General features: G+C 63.2%; 16 protein-coding genes. 10 read left to right on the forward strand and 6 right to left on the reverse strand.

What is annotated here, in order from left to right; all coding sequences use genetic code 11:
- Window positions 1-34: 34 nt before the first annotated feature.
- Window positions 35-1,819 (forward strand): acyl-CoA dehydrogenase, encoded by a 1,785-nt coding sequence (locus tag N5B55_RS03930; RefSeq protein ID WP_304539205.1) that lies wholly within the window; start codon window positions 35-37, stop codon window positions 1,817-1,819.
- A 65-nt stretch (window positions 1,820-1,884) separates the two neighbouring features.
- Here N5B55_RS03930 and N5B55_RS03935 read toward each other — a convergent pair whose 3' ends face one another.
- Window positions 1,885-3,174 (reverse strand): D-amino acid dehydrogenase, encoded by a 1,290-nt coding sequence (locus N5B55_RS03935; RefSeq protein ID WP_304539206.1) that lies wholly within the window; start codon window positions 3,172-3,174, stop codon window positions 1,885-1,887.
- 122 nt (window positions 3,175-3,296) lie between these two features.
- On the opposite strand from N5B55_RS03935, the gene N5B55_RS03940 reads away from it, so the two are divergent.
- The 3 genes from N5B55_RS03940 (at window position 3,297) to N5B55_RS03950 (ending at window position 6,685) form a co-directional block, all read left to right on the forward strand.
- Window positions 3,297-3,794, forward strand: coding sequence for an Lrp/AsnC ligand binding domain-containing protein (locus N5B55_RS03940; protein WP_009238635.1), 498 nt, complete (start codon window positions 3,297-3,299; stop codon window positions 3,792-3,794).
- 64 nt (window positions 3,795-3,858) lie between these two features.
- A complete protein-coding gene (locus N5B55_RS03945; protein WP_304539207.1) occupies window positions 3,859-5,478 on the forward strand; it encodes an alkaline phosphatase D family protein in 1,620 nt (539 codons plus the stop codon).
- A gap of 82 nt (window positions 5,479-5,560) precedes the next feature.
- Window positions 5,561-6,685, forward strand: coding sequence for a PA0069 family radical SAM protein (locus tag N5B55_RS03950; RefSeq protein WP_304539208.1), 1,125 nt, complete (start codon window positions 5,561-5,563; stop codon window positions 6,683-6,685).
- Here N5B55_RS03950 and N5B55_RS03955 read toward each other — a convergent pair whose 3' ends face one another.
- The 4 genes from N5B55_RS03955 to N5B55_RS03970 form a co-directional block, all read right to left on the reverse strand.
- A complete protein-coding gene (locus N5B55_RS03955) occupies window positions 6,686-7,141 on the reverse strand; it encodes an NINE protein (RefSeq protein ID WP_009238632.1) in 456 nt (151 codons plus the stop codon).
- Window positions 7,142-7,331: 190 nt separating this feature from the next.
- Window positions 7,332-7,511: a hypothetical protein gene (locus N5B55_RS03960; protein ID WP_304539209.1), complete on the reverse strand. Its 180-nt coding sequence runs from the start codon at window positions 7,509-7,511 to the stop codon at window positions 7,332-7,334.
- Between the two features lie 124 nt (window positions 7,512-7,635).
- A complete protein-coding gene (locus N5B55_RS03965) occupies window positions 7,636-8,025 on the reverse strand; it encodes a hypothetical protein (protein ID WP_178959789.1) in 390 nt (129 codons plus the stop codon).
- Between the two features lie 195 nt (window positions 8,026-8,220).
- Entirely contained in the window at window positions 8,221-9,294 is a 1,074-nt protein-coding gene (locus tag N5B55_RS03970; protein ID WP_369812426.1) for a PQQ-dependent sugar dehydrogenase, read from the reverse strand.
- 145 nt (window positions 9,295-9,439) lie between these two features.
- On the opposite strand from N5B55_RS03970, the gene rpsP reads away from it, so the two are divergent.
- The 6 genes from rpsP (at window position 9,440) to N5B55_RS04000 (ending at window position 13,512) form a co-directional block, all read left to right on the forward strand.
- Window positions 9,440-9,694, forward strand: a complete 255-nt coding sequence (gene rpsP / locus N5B55_RS03975; protein ID WP_012761578.1) for a 30S ribosomal protein S16 — start codon at window positions 9,440-9,442, stop codon at window positions 9,692-9,694.
- Between the two features lie 133 nt (window positions 9,695-9,827).
- Window positions 9,828-10,382, forward strand: a complete 555-nt coding sequence (rimM, locus tag N5B55_RS03980) for a ribosome maturation factor RimM (protein WP_065857945.1) — start codon at window positions 9,828-9,830, stop codon at window positions 10,380-10,382.
- Window positions 10,383-10,405: 23 nt separating this feature from the next.
- The gene (trmD, locus tag N5B55_RS03985; protein ID WP_009238627.1) at window positions 10,406-11,194 is read left to right on the forward strand and encodes a tRNA (guanosine(37)-N1)-methyltransferase TrmD; all 789 of its coding nucleotides are present in this window, start codon (window positions 10,406-10,408) and stop codon (window positions 11,192-11,194) included.
- Between the two features lie 73 nt (window positions 11,195-11,267).
- Window positions 11,268-11,654: a 50S ribosomal protein L19 gene (rplS, locus tag N5B55_RS03990; protein ID WP_012761581.1), complete on the forward strand. Its 387-nt coding sequence runs from the start codon at window positions 11,268-11,270 to the stop codon at window positions 11,652-11,654.
- Between the two features lie 104 nt (window positions 11,655-11,758).
- Complete coding sequence (locus tag N5B55_RS03995) at window positions 11,759-12,463, forward strand: CoA pyrophosphatase (protein WP_304539210.1); 705 nt, start codon at window positions 11,759-11,761, stop codon at window positions 12,461-12,463.
- 107 nt (window positions 12,464-12,570) lie between these two features.
- Window positions 12,571-13,512 carry a CobD/CbiB family protein gene (locus tag N5B55_RS04000; protein ID WP_304539211.1) on the forward strand — a complete coding sequence of 314 codons (942 nt, stop codon included), beginning with the start codon at window positions 12,571-12,573 and terminating at the stop codon, window positions 13,510-13,512.
- Window positions 13,513-13,548: 36 nt separating this feature from the next.
- On the opposite strand, the gene N5B55_RS04005 is transcribed toward N5B55_RS04000, so the two are convergent.
- Window positions 13,549-13,863, reverse strand: a complete 315-nt coding sequence (locus tag N5B55_RS04005) for a hypothetical protein (protein WP_304539212.1) — start codon at window positions 13,861-13,863, stop codon at window positions 13,549-13,551.
- Between the last annotated feature and the right edge of the window lie 5 nt (window positions 13,864-13,868).

The raw sequence follows: 13,868 nt of genomic DNA on the forward strand, positions 1-13,868 counted from the left end.
TCCTGATCGCGCTTAACGAGAGTTGGAGAGAGACATGACCTATCAAGCCCCCGTCAAGGACATGCTGTTCGTGATGAACGAGCTGGCCGGCCTGGACAACGTCGCCAAGCTGCCCGGCTTTGAGGACGCCACCGCAGATACGGCGCAGGCCGTGCTGGAAGAAAGCGCGCGCTTTACCGGTGAAGTCGTTGCGCCGCTGAATGTGGAGGGCGACCGTAACCCGAGCAGCTGGAAGGACGGCATCGTCACGGCCACCGCGGGTTTCAAGGAGGCGTTTGCGCAGTTCGGCCAGGGCGGCTGGCAGGGCGTGCAGCATCCACTGGAATACGGCGGCCAGGGCCTGCCGAAGCTGATCGCCACGGCGTGCATCGAAATGCTGAACGCGGCCAACCTGTCGTTCGCCCTGTGCCCGCTGCTGACGGATGGCGCCATTGAGGCGTTGCTGACGGCCGGTAGTGAAGAGCAGAAACAGCTTTTCGTCCCCAAGCTCATCTCCGGCGAATGGACGGGCACGATGAACCTCACCGAGCCGCAGGCCGGTTCGGATCTGGCACTCGTGCGCACGCGCGCCGAGCCGGTGGGCGACGGCACGTTCAAAATCTTCGGTACGAAGATCTTCATCACCTGGGGCGAGCACGACATGGCCGAGAACATCGTCCACCTCGTGCTGGCGCGCACGCCGGGCGCGCCGGAAGGCGTGAAGGGCATTTCGCTGTTCGTGGTGCCGAAGTTCATGGTCAATCCGGACGGCTCGCTGGGCGCGCGCAACGACGCGCACTGCGTGTCGATCGAACACAAGCTCGGCATCAAGGCGAGCCCGACGGCCGTGCTGCAATTTGGCGATAACGGCGGCGCGATTGGCACGCTGGTCGGCGAAGAAAATCGCGGCCTGGAATACATGTTCATCATGATGAACGCGGCGCGTTATGCGGTCGGCATGCAGGGCATTGGCGTGTCGGAGCGTGCCTATCAGAAGGCCGTGGCCTATGCCCGCGAGCGCGTGCAGAGCCGCCCCGTCGATGGCTCTGCTTCCAAGGCCGTGCCCATCATTCACCACCCGGATGTGAAGCGCATGCTGCTGACGATGCGCGCCATGACCGAAGGCGCGCGCGCGCTCGCCTACGTGGCCGCCGCAGCGTGCGATGCCGGCCATCACGCTGCCGATGACGCAGCACGCAAGCAGAACGCGGCGCTGTACGAATTCCTGGTGCCGATCGTGAAGGGCTGGAGCACCGAGATGTCGATCGACGTCACGAGCATGGGCGTGCAGGTGCACGGCGGCATGGGCTTTATCGAAGAGACGGGCGCCGCGCAGTTTTATCGTGATGCGCGCATTCTGCCGATCTACGAAGGCACTACGGCCATCCAGGCCAACGACCTGATTGGCCGCAAGACGGTGCGTGACGGTGGCGCGGTAGCGTTGGGCATCTGTGCGGAAATTGCCAAGGTGGAAGCGGCACTGGCTGCAAAGGGCGGTGCACATTGCGATGCGATGCGTGCGCGTCTGGCGGCGGGCCGCGAGGCGCTGGAGTCGGTGGTGCGCTTTGTGGTCGTGCAGACCAAGGCGCAGCCGAACGCCGTGTTCGCGGGAAGCGTGCCGTATCTGCGACTGTGCGGCATCGTGCTGTCGGGTTGGCAGATGGCGCGTGCTCTGCTGGTCGCCATCGACCGCGAGAGTGAAGACCCGAACTTCTACGGCGCCAAGATCGCCACGGCGCGCGTGTTCGCAGACGTGTTGCTCACGCAGGCACCGGGTATCGCACAGTCGATCCTGACGGGCGGTGAGACGATCGGTGCGGTGCCCGAAGCACAGTTTTGAGCGGTATCAGCGGAACAAAAAAGGGAGGCTTCGGCCTCCCTTTTTACTGCGTGCGGTGCGGGCGATCAGGCCAGCGCAGGCTTGGTCGCCGGCATCGGCGTGCCGCCCAGGTAGCGATACACGGAGAGGTCATCCGAGCGAATGGCGGGCGAGCGGCCGGACACCAGATCCGCCAGCAGCTTGCCCGAGCCGCAGGCCATGGTCCAGCCCAACGTGCCGTGGCCCGTGTTGAGCCACAGGCCGCGCACCGGCGTCTGGCCCACGATGGGTGTGCCGTCCGGCGTCATCGGGCGCAGGCCCGTCCAGAAGGAGGCGCGCGACACATCTCCGGCACCCGGGAACAGATCGTTGACCACGAACTCCAGCGTCTTGCGCTTGCTCGGGTCCAGGCGCTTGTCATAGCCGACGATCTGCGCCATGCCACCCACGCGGATACGGTCGTCAAAGCGCGTCACGGCCACTTTGTAGGTCTCGTCCAGAATGGTGGACACGGGGCTCTTCGTCGCGTCCGTCATCGGCACGGTGATCGAGAACCCCTTGAGCGGGTAGACCGGCACGTTCACCAGATTCTTCAGGAACGGCGTGCTGTAGCTGCCCAGCGCCACGACCACGAGATCAGCATCGATCGGCTGGCCGTCGACCAGCGCGCCACGTACGGCGTCGTTCTTCAAGATCAGACTGTTGATCGTGCTGTTGAAACGGAAGCGCACGCCGAGCTTTTCCGCCATCGCAGCCAGGCGCGTGGTGAAGAGCTGGCAATCGCCCGTTTCGTCATTGGGTAGGCGCAAGCCACCGGCCAGCTTGTGGCGGGTCGAGGCCAGGCCTGGTTCACTGCGCACGAGGTCTTCGCGCGAAAGCAGTTCGTAGGGCACGCCGGCGCGCTCGAGCACGGCGATGTCGTTCGCGGCGCCGTCGAGCTGTTGCTGGGTGCGGAAGATTTGCAGCGTGCCTTGCTGGCGGCCTTCGTAGGCGATGCCGGTGTCGGCGCGCAGGTCGCGGATGCAGTCGCGGCTGTATTCAGCCAGGCGGACCATGCGCTCCTTGTTCTGCGCATAGCTGGCGGCGTCGCAGTTGCGCAGCATCTGCCACATCCACTTGAGCTGGAAGAGGGTGCCGTCGGGGCGGATCGTCAGCGGCGCGTGCTGCTGGAACATCCACTTGATGGCCTTGAGCGGGACGCCCGGCGCGGCCCACGGCGACGCATAGCCCGGCGAGATCTGGCCAGCATTGGCGAAGCTGGTCTCCAGCGCCGGACCCGCTTCGCGGTCGACGACAGTGACTTCATGGCCCGCACGGGCCAGGTAATAGGCGCTCGTCACGCCAATCACGCCGCTGCCAAGAACGAGCACGCGCATGGTGATACTCCCCGGGGATGCATTTGCGATAGATGCCGCTATCGTATTCGCACAAACCTAGTAATTGTTTCTGTATATTTAACCAAAACAGAAACTACTTCGATTTTGAGGCGTTTTAAGTCATGCGAACCCAGCGCAAGCCCGTCCGGGCACTCGACAAGCTCGATCGGCGCATCCTCGACCTCCTGCAAAAGGACGGGCGCCTGTCGATGAAGGAACTCTCCGAGGCAGTCGGCCTGACCATTACGCCGTGCATCGAGCGCGTCAAACGCCTGGAGCGCGAGGGCTTCATCCTGGGCTATTACGCGCGGCTCAACCCGGCCATGCTGGGAGCCTCGCTGCTGGTGTTCGTGGAGATCAGTCTGGGCAGTAAGTCCGGCAACATGTTCGAGCAGTTCCGGCGCGAGGTGCTGCGTATTCCGGAGGTGCTGGAGTGCCACCTCGTGTCCGGCGATTTCGATTACCTCATCAAAGCCCGCATTCGCGAGATGGGCGAATACCGACGCTTGCTGGGCGACATCCTGCTGCAGTTGCCAGGCGCCGTGCAGTCCAAGAGTTACATCGTGATGGAGGAGATCAAGGAGACGCTGGCCATCGATGTGACGGAAGAGGGCGGGTGACGTAGCGCTGTCACGGAAGCGCTTTAGGCTGGCCTGCAGCTTTATCACCGATAACGGAGCCCGCATGTCCGACCAGCCGATCTTCAAGCCGACCCGCCGCACACTGATCAAGGGTCTCGTTTCCGCCAGCGGCACCGCGCTGCTCGGTTCGCGTATGGGCGAAGTGTTGGCCCAGGGCGTTGCACCGGCCGTGGTGACGTCCGAGCGCCTGCGTCCGCAAGTGCCCGGCGGAGTGATGAGCGGTGATATCACGGCTGACAGTGCCATCGTCTGGAGCCGCACCGATCGTCCCGCGCGGATGATCGTCGAATATTCGACCGACGCGGCCTTCAAGAAGGTCGTGCGCCGTGTTGGCCCGACGGCCATCGAAACCAGCGGACTGACCGCGCGTGTCGATCTCACCGGCTTGCCTGCTGGTGCCAACCTGTTCTACCGCGTCCGCTTCCAGGATCTCGTGCATGAGAAGGCGTTCAGCGAGCCCGTCGTCGGCCGCTTCCGTACCGCGCCGGTGCAAGCCAACCGCCCAATCTGCTTCGTGTTCTCCGGCGACGAAGCCGGCCAGGGCTGGGGCATCAACGAGCGCTTCGGCGGCTACCGCCTGTACGAAGCCATGCGCCGCGAGTCGCCCGATTTCTTCATCCACTCGGGCGACCAGATCTACGCTGACGGCCCCATCGAAGCCGAGGTGAAGCTGCCCGACGGTTCGCTGTGGACCAACCTCACGACCGAAGCGAAGTCGCACGTCGCGCAGACGCTGGAGGACTATCGCGGCGCCTTCGCCTACAACCAGCTCGACAAGAACAAGCGGGCGTTTGCTGCCGAGGTGCCTTTCCTCGTGCAGTGGGACGACCACGAGGTGCGCAACAACTGGTACCCCGGCCAGCAGATCGGCCCGGAAGAGAAACGCTATCAAGAACGCAGCGCATCCGTGCTGGCCGCCCGCGCAAAGCAGGCGATGTTCGAGTACAACCCGTTCCGTTTCAACCCCGTCGAGCCCGAGCAGATCTACCGCGCATTCCGGTACGGCCCGCTGCTCGACGTGTTCATGCTGGACGAGCGCAGTTATCGCGGTCGCAACTCGCCGAACCGGCAGACCACGCTGGATGCCGATTCCGCTTTCCTCGGCCCGGCGCAGACGGCGTGGCTGAAGCGATCGCTCAAGCAGTCAAAGGCCACGTGGAAGGTGATTGCCAGCGACATGCCGATCTCGCTGGTGGTGCCTGATCTGAACCCGGACGTGCCAAAGGGTACCTACGAAGCCTGGGCCAATGCGGATAATGGCGCGCCGTCGGGCCGCGAATTGGAATTGGCCGAAATCCTGCGTTTCATCAAGCAGGAGAACATCCAGAACGTGGTGTGGGTGACGGCAGACGTGCACTACGCGCAAGCGACGTACTACCACCCGTCGCGCGCCAAATTCACGGAGTTCAAACCGTTCTGGGAGTTCGTCGGCGGCCCGATCAACGCGGGCACGTTCGGGCCTAACGAAGTGGATCAGACCTTTGGGCCGGACCTGCGCTACATCAGCATTCCCAAGGACAATCCGCAGAACCAGTCGCCGGCAGCGCTGCAGCAGTATTATGGCCGAGCCAAGATCGACCCGGCCACGCGCACGATGCTTGTATCGCTGCACGATCTCGACGGCAAATCGCTCTGGGAAGTGAAGCTCGACCCCGAGGCGTAGCCGGCGTCGCCCACAGCGGAGCGGGAGCGGATGCGATACGATCAGCAAGCCCCCGCATCCAAACTTTTCCGCTGTGTCCGACATGTCCGATCGCCACGTCCCCCGCAAGGGACGCGGCGCCACGTCCAATCTGCAAGGCCGCTTCGAGCGCGACGAGCGCACGCGCGTCGATGACGGCTGGCAACCGCTTGTCGGGCATCTCGATCCGGATGGGGCGCCGCCGCGCATCGAGACCAGCGTCTCGGTTGAGCGCGCTCGCTCCATCCTGAGCCATAACCAGTCGCCGGATATTCCGTTTGGGGTGTCGCTCAATCCGTATCGCGGGTGTGAGCATGGTTGCGTGTATTGCTTTGCGCGGCCGACGCATGCGTATCTGGACTTATCGCCGGGGCTCGATTTCGAGACCAAGCTGTTCGCCAAGACAAATGCCGCGGAGGTGCTGCGCGAAACGCTGGCCAAGCCAGGCTACCGCTGCGAGGCAATAGCGCTGGGCGTGAATACCGATGCATATCAACCGATTGAGCGCGAGTTGCGCATCACACGCGACGTGTTGCAGGTGCTGCACGATTGCGATCACCCGGTGGGGCTGATCACCAAATCGACGTTGATCGAGCGCGACATCGATCTGCTCGCTCCGATGGCGGCGAAGAACCTCGTCGTAGCCGCCGTCACCATCACCACGCTCGACGCTGAACTGGCGCGCAAGCTGGAACCCCGGGCCGCCACGCCGTCGCGTCGCCTGCGCACGATTCGCACGCTGGCCGAGGCCGGTATTCCGGTGGGTGTCAGCGTCGCTCCAATGATCCCCTTCGTTACCGACGACCACATGGAGCAGATCCTGGAAGCCGCGCGCGAGGCGGGCGCCACGTACGCGAGCTACATCGTGCTGCGCTTGCCGAACGAGCTGAACGCGGTGTTCCAGGATTGGCTGATGGCGCATTTCCCCGACCGCGCGCAACGCGTGATGAACCGCATCCGCGATCTGCACGGCGGGCAAGACTACAAGGCGGATTTCGCCACGCGCATGCGCGGCACCGGCATTTGGGCCGACTTGTTGCGGCAGCGTTTCTACAAGGCCGCCGACAGGCTCGGCTTCAGCTACCACCGCTACAACGAACGGGTGCTCGACACCTCGCAGTTCAAGCCCCCCACGAGCGCCGTCAAATCGCGAAAGCCGGTCGACGAGCGCCAGGGCAGCTTGTTCTGATTACTGCGACAACTCTTTCGCTGCCTGCACCTGCGTTTCGAAATAGGTCTGAAAGGTGATGGCGAGGCCCGCCATGAGCAGGCCCGTGCCGATCATCAGCGTGAGAATGCTCAGCAGTACGACAGGCCAGCCCGAATGTGTGGGCGTGCCGTCGGGATTGAATTGCGCGTCCCATTTTTCGTCGGGGCGCAAACCGTAGACGAGCGCAGACAGATAGCCCGCCAACACGGAAGCCCCGCCGATCATTGCGCAGACCCAGCCCGGGACGCTCGCCCGCTGGGTGGACCACAGCAGCGCCACGCCAATCACACCGAGCACCATGGCAAGCACTTGCGACCACGCCCAGAAGTCGCGTCCGCCCTTGAGGTAGAAACGATGCGCGCCCACGCTTCCGAACAGGAAGGCGAGCAGCACGGTCAGCAGCTTGGATTTTTTTTGAAGAGCGGTCGTAGGCATAGCGGGCGGTGAACACACGGCAAGACAACACAGCGCCGCGCATTCTACGCCCAACGTCGACCGCGGCGCAGCCAAACGGTGGCGCCGGGAGCGCGTCCTAAAGACGCATCAGCAACGGGGAGAAGAGGCCGTCAGTTCGGCCGGATGCGCACAACGCTGCTCGACGCTTGCGGCAGGTGGGGCAGGATCACTAAATCGGAACCGGACGCAGCGACGGCACGCTCATCGAAATCGCCGTCGAGTCCTGCTGCGGCGCCTGATGGCGGGATGCTGCTTCACCGTAGAGCAGGTGAGCCAGCAACAGCATAAAGGCCGTGGTCCAGACCAGACCGAGGATAAGCCGCACATGGCGGTGGAGGGGAAATGACATTGGAGCACCTGTTGTCGTTGTGATGGGTGTGATGGCACCGTCGCTTCAAACGTATGCGTGCCACCTGGTGCGACCCAGGCGTCCCGGCCAAGTTCCGGGATGTGAAATGGGACGGCGACTCGGCTCAACCGCGGCGGGAGCCGTGCCAGTTCCCCTGATCGCCGTTCCCGCGTTCCTGGCGCATACGTTCCTGTTGCTGCCAGTCCCCACGGCCGCCGCCGTCGCGGGGCTGAATCCGACCGTTCAGGCGGTCATCAGCGCGGGCGCGCGCTTCCATCCGCTCCATCTGCGCGCGGATACGCGCTGCCTGTTCGCCTCGGCTGTCCGCGAAGAGTTGCGCCACCAACGGGCGCGGTTGCGGCATGGTCTGTGCCGCTTGCGTCCATGTGGGCATGGTGGATTCTGCAAAGGCGGCGGCGGTTTGATGCGCCGTTGCGTTGGCAGCCACAGCGCCCGCAGAGGCGACGATCAGAACGCCTGCCGCGAAGGTGCGAAGCAATGCACGGATCGGCATGGCTATCTCCTGTCGGGCAAGAACTCGAAAGCGCCACGCGCCGCGTGCTTCTGGCAGTTGAGAGAGAGAGATCGACAGCGCGTGTTCATGCCTGTCAATGTAAGGCTTCACTCATCGGGCATCCACTGTCCGAACGTTACCCATGTAACGAGATGTTTCGCGCACGCTTTGCCCGTGCGGTGGGCGACGCAAAGATCATTTCCCGGTGTAGTGGATTCGATACACTGCGCCCGCCAAGTCGTCGGAGACCAGCAGGCTGCCGTCCGGTGCCACGAGCACATCTGCGGGGCGTCCCCAGGCCCTCTCACCTTGCAGCCAGCCCTGGGCGAACGGCTCCTGCTTCGTCACATTGCCGGCGGCATCCAGAACGACGCGCACGACGCGGTAGCCCACCTTTGACGATCGGTTCCACGAACCATGCTCCGCAATGAAGACGTTGTTCCGGTATTCCGGCGGAAAGCTGCTGCCCGTATAAAAGCGCATGCCTAAGGCCGCTACGTGGGCTCCCAGCTTCGCGGCCGGTGGTGTGTAGTCTGAGCACGGATGTCCGGCACCGAACTCAGGGTCCGGAATGTCGCCGGCGTGGCAGAACGGATAGCCAAAGTGCGGATTGGGCTTGGTGATGCGGTTCAGTTCATCGTCTGGCACGTCGTCACCCATGAGATCGCGGCCGTTGTCGGTGAACCACAATTCGTGCGTGCTCGGGTGCCAGTCGAAGCCGACCGTATTGCGGATGCCGCGCGCCACGAGTTCCAGTCTGCTTCCATCGGCGTTCATGCGCATGAGGTTGGCGTACCGGTTCTCATCGGGGCGGCATATGTTGCAAGGTGCGCCCACCGGCACATACAGCTTGCCGTCCGGCCCGAACGCAATGAATTTCCACCCGTGATGCGTTTCCGTCGGCAGCTTGTCGTTGACGATCACCGAGTCCGGCGGATTACCGAGCCGGCTGTCAATGCCGTCGATCCTCAGCACGCGTGAAACGGCCGACACATAAAGGTTGCCGTCACGCCATGCCACGCCCACCGGCAATTGCAGCCCAGACGCGACCACATGGATCGGCGCATCCGGCGTTTGCAACGACATCGCGTACACCTTGCCCGCGCGGCTGCCTACATAAAGTATGCCGGCTGGAGAGAGTGCCATTTCGCGGGCTGCTGGCATTGCGTCGGTCAGCACTTCGACATGGAAACCCGGCGGTACCCGCACTGACTCGACGGGCAGCTTTGCGAGCGCTGCCGGCCCCGCGCCAAGCCAAGCGGCGAGCACAACCGCCGGCCACAAGCATCGTCCCCGCAAGGCGCGCCAACGGCTACATCGTTTGGATACGCCTAAGTGTTTGTTTGGTCGGAGAAATTGGGCTATACTTGCGTGTTTCTCTGTACGCATACCCAGTTTTTCAAGGAAAAGATCCATGGTCGTGATCCGTCTGGCCCGCGGTGGCTCCAAGAAGCGCCCGTTCTTCAATATCGTTGCGACCGACTCGCGTAACCGCCGTGATGGCCGTTTCATCGAGCGCGTCGGTTTCTACAACCCGCTCGCCGGTGAAGGCGAGGAAGGTCTGCGCATCGTGCAAGACCGCCTGACCTACTGGGAAGGCGTGGGTGCACAACTGTCGCCGACTGTTGCCCGTCTGGTGAAGCAAAGCGCCAAGAAGGCTGCTGCCTAATTTTTAGCATGGGTCGATCGACGGTGCCGTCCGAGCACATCCTGCTGTGACGCGCGCTGGATCGACACGGCCCGGACCGGTGGCTCTTGCAACGCAGGCGATCTCGCAGAAGATTGCCGACCGGCTGCAAGCCATGCGCCCGGGCGTGGGCAACAATCCGACACTCCCGGACGATCTCGTCGAGGTGGGTTATGTGGGTGGGGCCTACGGTATTCGCGGCTGGATCAAGGTCCAGTTGCACGGCGACGCCGACGCGCTGCTGAATGCCCGCACGTGGTGGCTAAAGCCGGCTGCCGGGGCGCTGGCAACGTCGGCGGACTGGCGGGTGTTTCCTGTCGGTACGTCGCGTGAGCATAGCGGCACGGTGGTGGCAGGTTCGCCTGCAGCACCCGATCGCAATGTCGCCGAGGCGCTGCGCGGCTATGCCGTGTGGGTCAGCCGGGCCGACTTTCCTGAGCCTGACGATGACGAGTTCTACTGGGTCGACCTGATCGGCGCCACGGTCGTCAACGAGCAGCAGGAAACGCTCGGCACGGTGGGTGGCTTGATCGACAACGGCGCGCATCAAATCCTGCGTATTGTCGGTGAAGGTGAGGTCGAGCGGCTGGTGCCGTTTGTCGAGGTTTACGTGAAGTCGGTGGATGTGGCAGGCAAGCGCATCGTCGTCGACTGGGGTCTGGATTACTGAACATGCGGCCGGAGAATTCGGCGATGCAGTTCGACGTCGTCTCGCTGTTTCCGGATATGTTCCGGGCGCTGACGGACTGGGGTATCACCAGCCGCGCAGTCAAACAGCAGGTGTACACGTTACGCACCTGGAACCCGCGCGATTTCACGACGGACAACTACCGTACCGTGGACGACCGCCCTTACGGCGGCGGTCCAGGCATGGTGATGTTGGCCAAGCCGCTGGAAGCTGCACTGGACGCGATTCGCCAGGCGCAAGCGCCGGCGGCGTCGCATGTGGTGCTGCTGTCGCCGCAAGGCAAGCCGCTCACGCACAAGCGGGTGATGGAGCTGGCGCAGCTGCCGGCACTCACGTTGCTGTGTGGGCGCTACGAAGCGATCGATCAACGCTTGGTCGACCGTCGCGTTGATGAGGAAATCAGCCTTGGCGATTTTGTCCTCTCCGGCGGCGAGATTGCGGCGATGGCGATCATCGACGCGGTAGTGCGACAGTTGCCTGGCGTGCTGGGCGATGCGCAATCGGCAGTGCAAGACAGCTTCGTCAACGGTCTGCTCGACTGCCCGCACTACACGCGGCCGGAAGAGTACGAAGGTGTGCGTGTGCCCGATGTGCTGCTGGGTGGCCATCACGCCGAGATCGAGAAGTGGCGCCGCCAGCAGGCGCTGATGAACACAATGCGCAAGCGGCCCGATCTCATCGAGGCGGCGCGCAAGCAGGGTTTGTTGTCCCGCAGCGATGAGGTTTTCCTCGCTGCCGCGGCGATAACGGCAAAGGGGTCAGAGGCTTCCGTCCCGGAAGGCTCGGCCAAGTGAAGTTCCCATCCTCTACCGGGGCCGCGGTCTACCGACTGGGCAAAACGCCGGCATGATGGTCAAGGAGAAAAAGATGAATCTCATCGAGCAAATCGAGCAGGAAGAAATCAAGCGCCTGACGGCCAACAAGACGATCCCCCCGTTCGCCCCTGGCGACACTGTGATCGTCAACGTGAACGTCGTTGAAGGCACCCGCAAGCGTGTGCAGGCGTATGAAGGCGTCGTGATTGCCAAGCGCAATCGTGGCCTGAATTCGTCGTTCATCGTTCGCAAGATCTCTTCGGGCGAAGGCGTGGAGCGTACGTTCCAGCTGTATTCGCCGCTGCTGGCCAGCATCGAAGTGAAGCGTCGCGGTGATGTGCGCCGTGCGAAGCTGTACTACCTGCGCGAACGCTCGGGCAAGTCGGCGCGCATCAAGGAGAAGCTGACCTTCAAGCGCAAGGAAGCCGCAGCGGAGTAATCTGCGCGCGTTGCGAAAAGGCACCTTCGGGTGCCTTTTTTCTCTTTTGCGGCGGAAGATTGACCGCATGTATGTCTTCCGCCCACCACCTTCAATCCCATCCAATGCGTCGTCCCGTCTTCGATCCTGAGCAGTTGCCGGTGGTGCCGACCGAGGCATCGTTGCCGGCGCTTGAGGGCTCGCGGTTGACGGCAGAGTTCGTACGCGCGCGGTTGCAGAAGCAACCCGACTGGCACCCGGAACAAACGGACGAATCCCGCCTGATCGATGCGTCGCTCAAGCTACGCGAGGCGGCGGTGCTCGTGCCGCTGGTGCAGCGTGAGGCCGGGCTGACGGTGCTGCTGACACAGCGCAATGCGTCGCTTAGCCAGCATGCCGGCCAGGTCAGCTTTCCCGGCGGCGGACGTGAAGAATTTGATCGCGACATGGTCGACACGGCGCTGCGCGAGACGATGGAAGAAGTGGGCATCGGCGCAGATCACATCGAGGTGATTGGTCGCTTGCCCGACTACATTACCGGGACAGGCTTTCATGTAAGCCCGATCGTTGGCTTGCTCGCGTCCGATTTCACGCTGCAGCCGGATCCAAGTGAAGTGGCCGAGGTATTTGAAGTGCCGCTCGCCTTTTTGATGGACCCGGCCAACCACGAAGTCCGCGAGCTACGGTGGGAAGACCGCGTCCGTCGTTTCTATGCAATGCCTTACCGGCGATCTGGGCGATCGGGCCAGGCGCCTGATGCAGGCCATCACTTCATCTGGGGCGCGACCGCGGGCATGCTGCGCAACCTGTATCACCTGCTGGCAGCGTAGCGTCGGCGCGAATATGGGCTCCCTGTGCGCTGTTGCGCGCACGCTGTGTGCTATCGTCTTGCACATCGCATTCACGGCGTGATTCACGCCCTCGCAACGCCCTTCCAATGACTTTTTTCTCCGTACTCTGCGCGCTGATTCTCGAACAGTTCCGTGCGCTCAGCCGGGACAACCCGATCTACGACGTCGTGCGCGCACTGGCCGCCAGGGCGGAAGAATGGTTCGATACCGGTCATCGTCGCGATGCCGTGCTTGCCTGGTGCGTGGTCACGCTACCCGCAGTGGTGGTCGTCGCACTGGTGCACTACCTGCTGTCGTCAATCAGCCTTGGGCTGGCGTTTCTGTGGAACGTAGTGATGGTGTACTTGACGCTCGGCTTCCGCCAGTTCAGCCACTACTTCACCGATATCCACGAGGCCTTGCGCAGCGATGACGTTGTCACCGCGCGCCTGTTACTGAACGAATGGTCGGGGCGCGACACGACCGACATGCCGGTCAATGAGATCGTCCGTCACACGCTCGAATGCGCGATTGTGGCGGCACATCGGCACGTGTTTGGCGTGTTTTTCTGGTTCTTGGTGCCGATTGGGCCGGCGGGTGTTGTGCTGTATCGCGGCGCTGAATACCTCGCCCGACACTGGAGCGATACGTCGACGGAACGCAGCCCCGCGCTTGGACTGTTCGCACGCCAAGCGTTTTTCGTCATCGATTACATCCCCGCGCGCTTGACTGCGATTGGCTTCTCCATCGTCGGCAACTTTGAGGATGCCGTGTACGCGTGGCGCAACCGTGCGGCCAAGTGGAACGACGAAGTGAACGGCATCCTGCTGGCAGCGGGTGGCGGCGCGCTCGGCGTCCGTCTTGGCACGCCCATTCCGCAACGCGATTCGGCCGACAGCATTGCCGATGAGGACGGCGCTTATCCGATGGAAGTAGGGCACGAGCCGAACGTACGGACGCTGCAGTCGGCTGTAGGTTTGGTGTGGCGTGCTGTGGTGCTGTGGATGCTGCTGCTGGCAATGCTGTCGATTGCCGTGTGGCTCGGCTGATTGGGCACGACACCTAGTCGCTGAAGGATCGTTCAATCAGGCCGCGTTTTCACGGTCTTTGCCGCAGCGCCAGCACTGGGCGAACTGCGGTTCATGGCTCTCTCCACAATGGGCGCAACGCCATGCCGGGCCGGTCGGCGGGTGCTGCGCCTGATCGAGCAGCACGCGGGCCTGCGCTTCCTGCGCGGGGTTCACCAGCCAGACCTGCGCTGCGCAATCCTGCGGCGGAACGTCACCCGCCACACTGCTCAAGTAGATGTTGCGCAGCTCGGTGCGAATGCCGGCGGCAGACAGGACGTTCTGCCAGTGTGCCGCCATGCCGAGCGATGGACTGCTGATCAGCAACTTCATCCCAC

Source organism: Ralstonia pickettii (genome assembly GCF_030582395.1).
In the GTDB taxonomy this organism is placed as follows: Bacteria; Pseudomonadota; Gammaproteobacteria; order Burkholderiales; family Burkholderiaceae; genus Ralstonia; species Ralstonia pickettii_D.

Bases quoted from the DNA above. Each gene is read 5' to 3' on its own strand.
- N5B55_RS03930 (WP_304539205.1), top strand. From the start codon at position 35: ATGACCTATCAAGCCCCCGTCAAGGACATGCTGTTCGTGATGAACGAG.
- N5B55_RS03935 (WP_304539206.1), bottom strand. From the start codon at position 3,174: ATGCGCGTGCTCGTTCTTGGCAGCGGCGTGATTGGCGTGACGAGCGCC.
- N5B55_RS03940 (WP_009238635.1), top strand. From the start codon at position 3,297: ATGCGAACCCAGCGCAAGCCCGTCCGGGCACTCGACAAGCTCGATCGG.
- N5B55_RS03945 (WP_304539207.1), top strand. From the start codon at position 3,859: ATGTCCGACCAGCCGATCTTCAAGCCGACCCGCCGCACACTGATCAAG.
- N5B55_RS03950 (WP_304539208.1), top strand. From the start codon at position 5,561: ATGTCCGATCGCCACGTCCCCCGCAAGGGACGCGGCGCCACGTCCAAT.
- N5B55_RS03955 (WP_009238632.1), bottom strand. From the start codon at position 7,141: ATGCCTACGACCGCTCTTCAAAAAAAATCCAAGCTGCTGACCGTGCTG.
- N5B55_RS03960 (WP_304539209.1), bottom strand. From the start codon at position 7,511: ATGTCATTTCCCCTCCACCGCCATGTGCGGCTTATCCTCGGTCTGGTC.
- N5B55_RS03965 (WP_178959789.1), bottom strand. From the start codon at position 8,025: ATGCCGATCCGTGCATTGCTTCGCACCTTCGCGGCAGGCGTTCTGATC.
- rpsP (WP_012761578.1), top strand. From the start codon at position 9,440: ATGGTCGTGATCCGTCTGGCCCGCGGTGGCTCCAAGAAGCGCCCGTTC.
- rimM (WP_065857945.1), top strand. From the start codon at position 9,828: ATGCGCCCGGGCGTGGGCAACAATCCGACACTCCCGGACGATCTCGTC.
- trmD (WP_009238627.1), top strand. From the start codon at position 10,406: ATGCAGTTCGACGTCGTCTCGCTGTTTCCGGATATGTTCCGGGCGCTG.
- rplS (WP_012761581.1), top strand. From the start codon at position 11,268: ATGAATCTCATCGAGCAAATCGAGCAGGAAGAAATCAAGCGCCTGACG.
- N5B55_RS03995 (WP_304539210.1), top strand. From the start codon at position 11,759: ATGCGTCGTCCCGTCTTCGATCCTGAGCAGTTGCCGGTGGTGCCGACC.
- N5B55_RS04000 (WP_304539211.1), top strand. From the start codon at position 12,571: ATGACTTTTTTCTCCGTACTCTGCGCGCTGATTCTCGAACAGTTCCGT.
- N5B55_RS04005 (WP_304539212.1), bottom strand. From the start codon at position 13,863: ATGAAGTTGCTGATCAGCAGTCCATCGCTCGGCATGGCGGCACACTGG.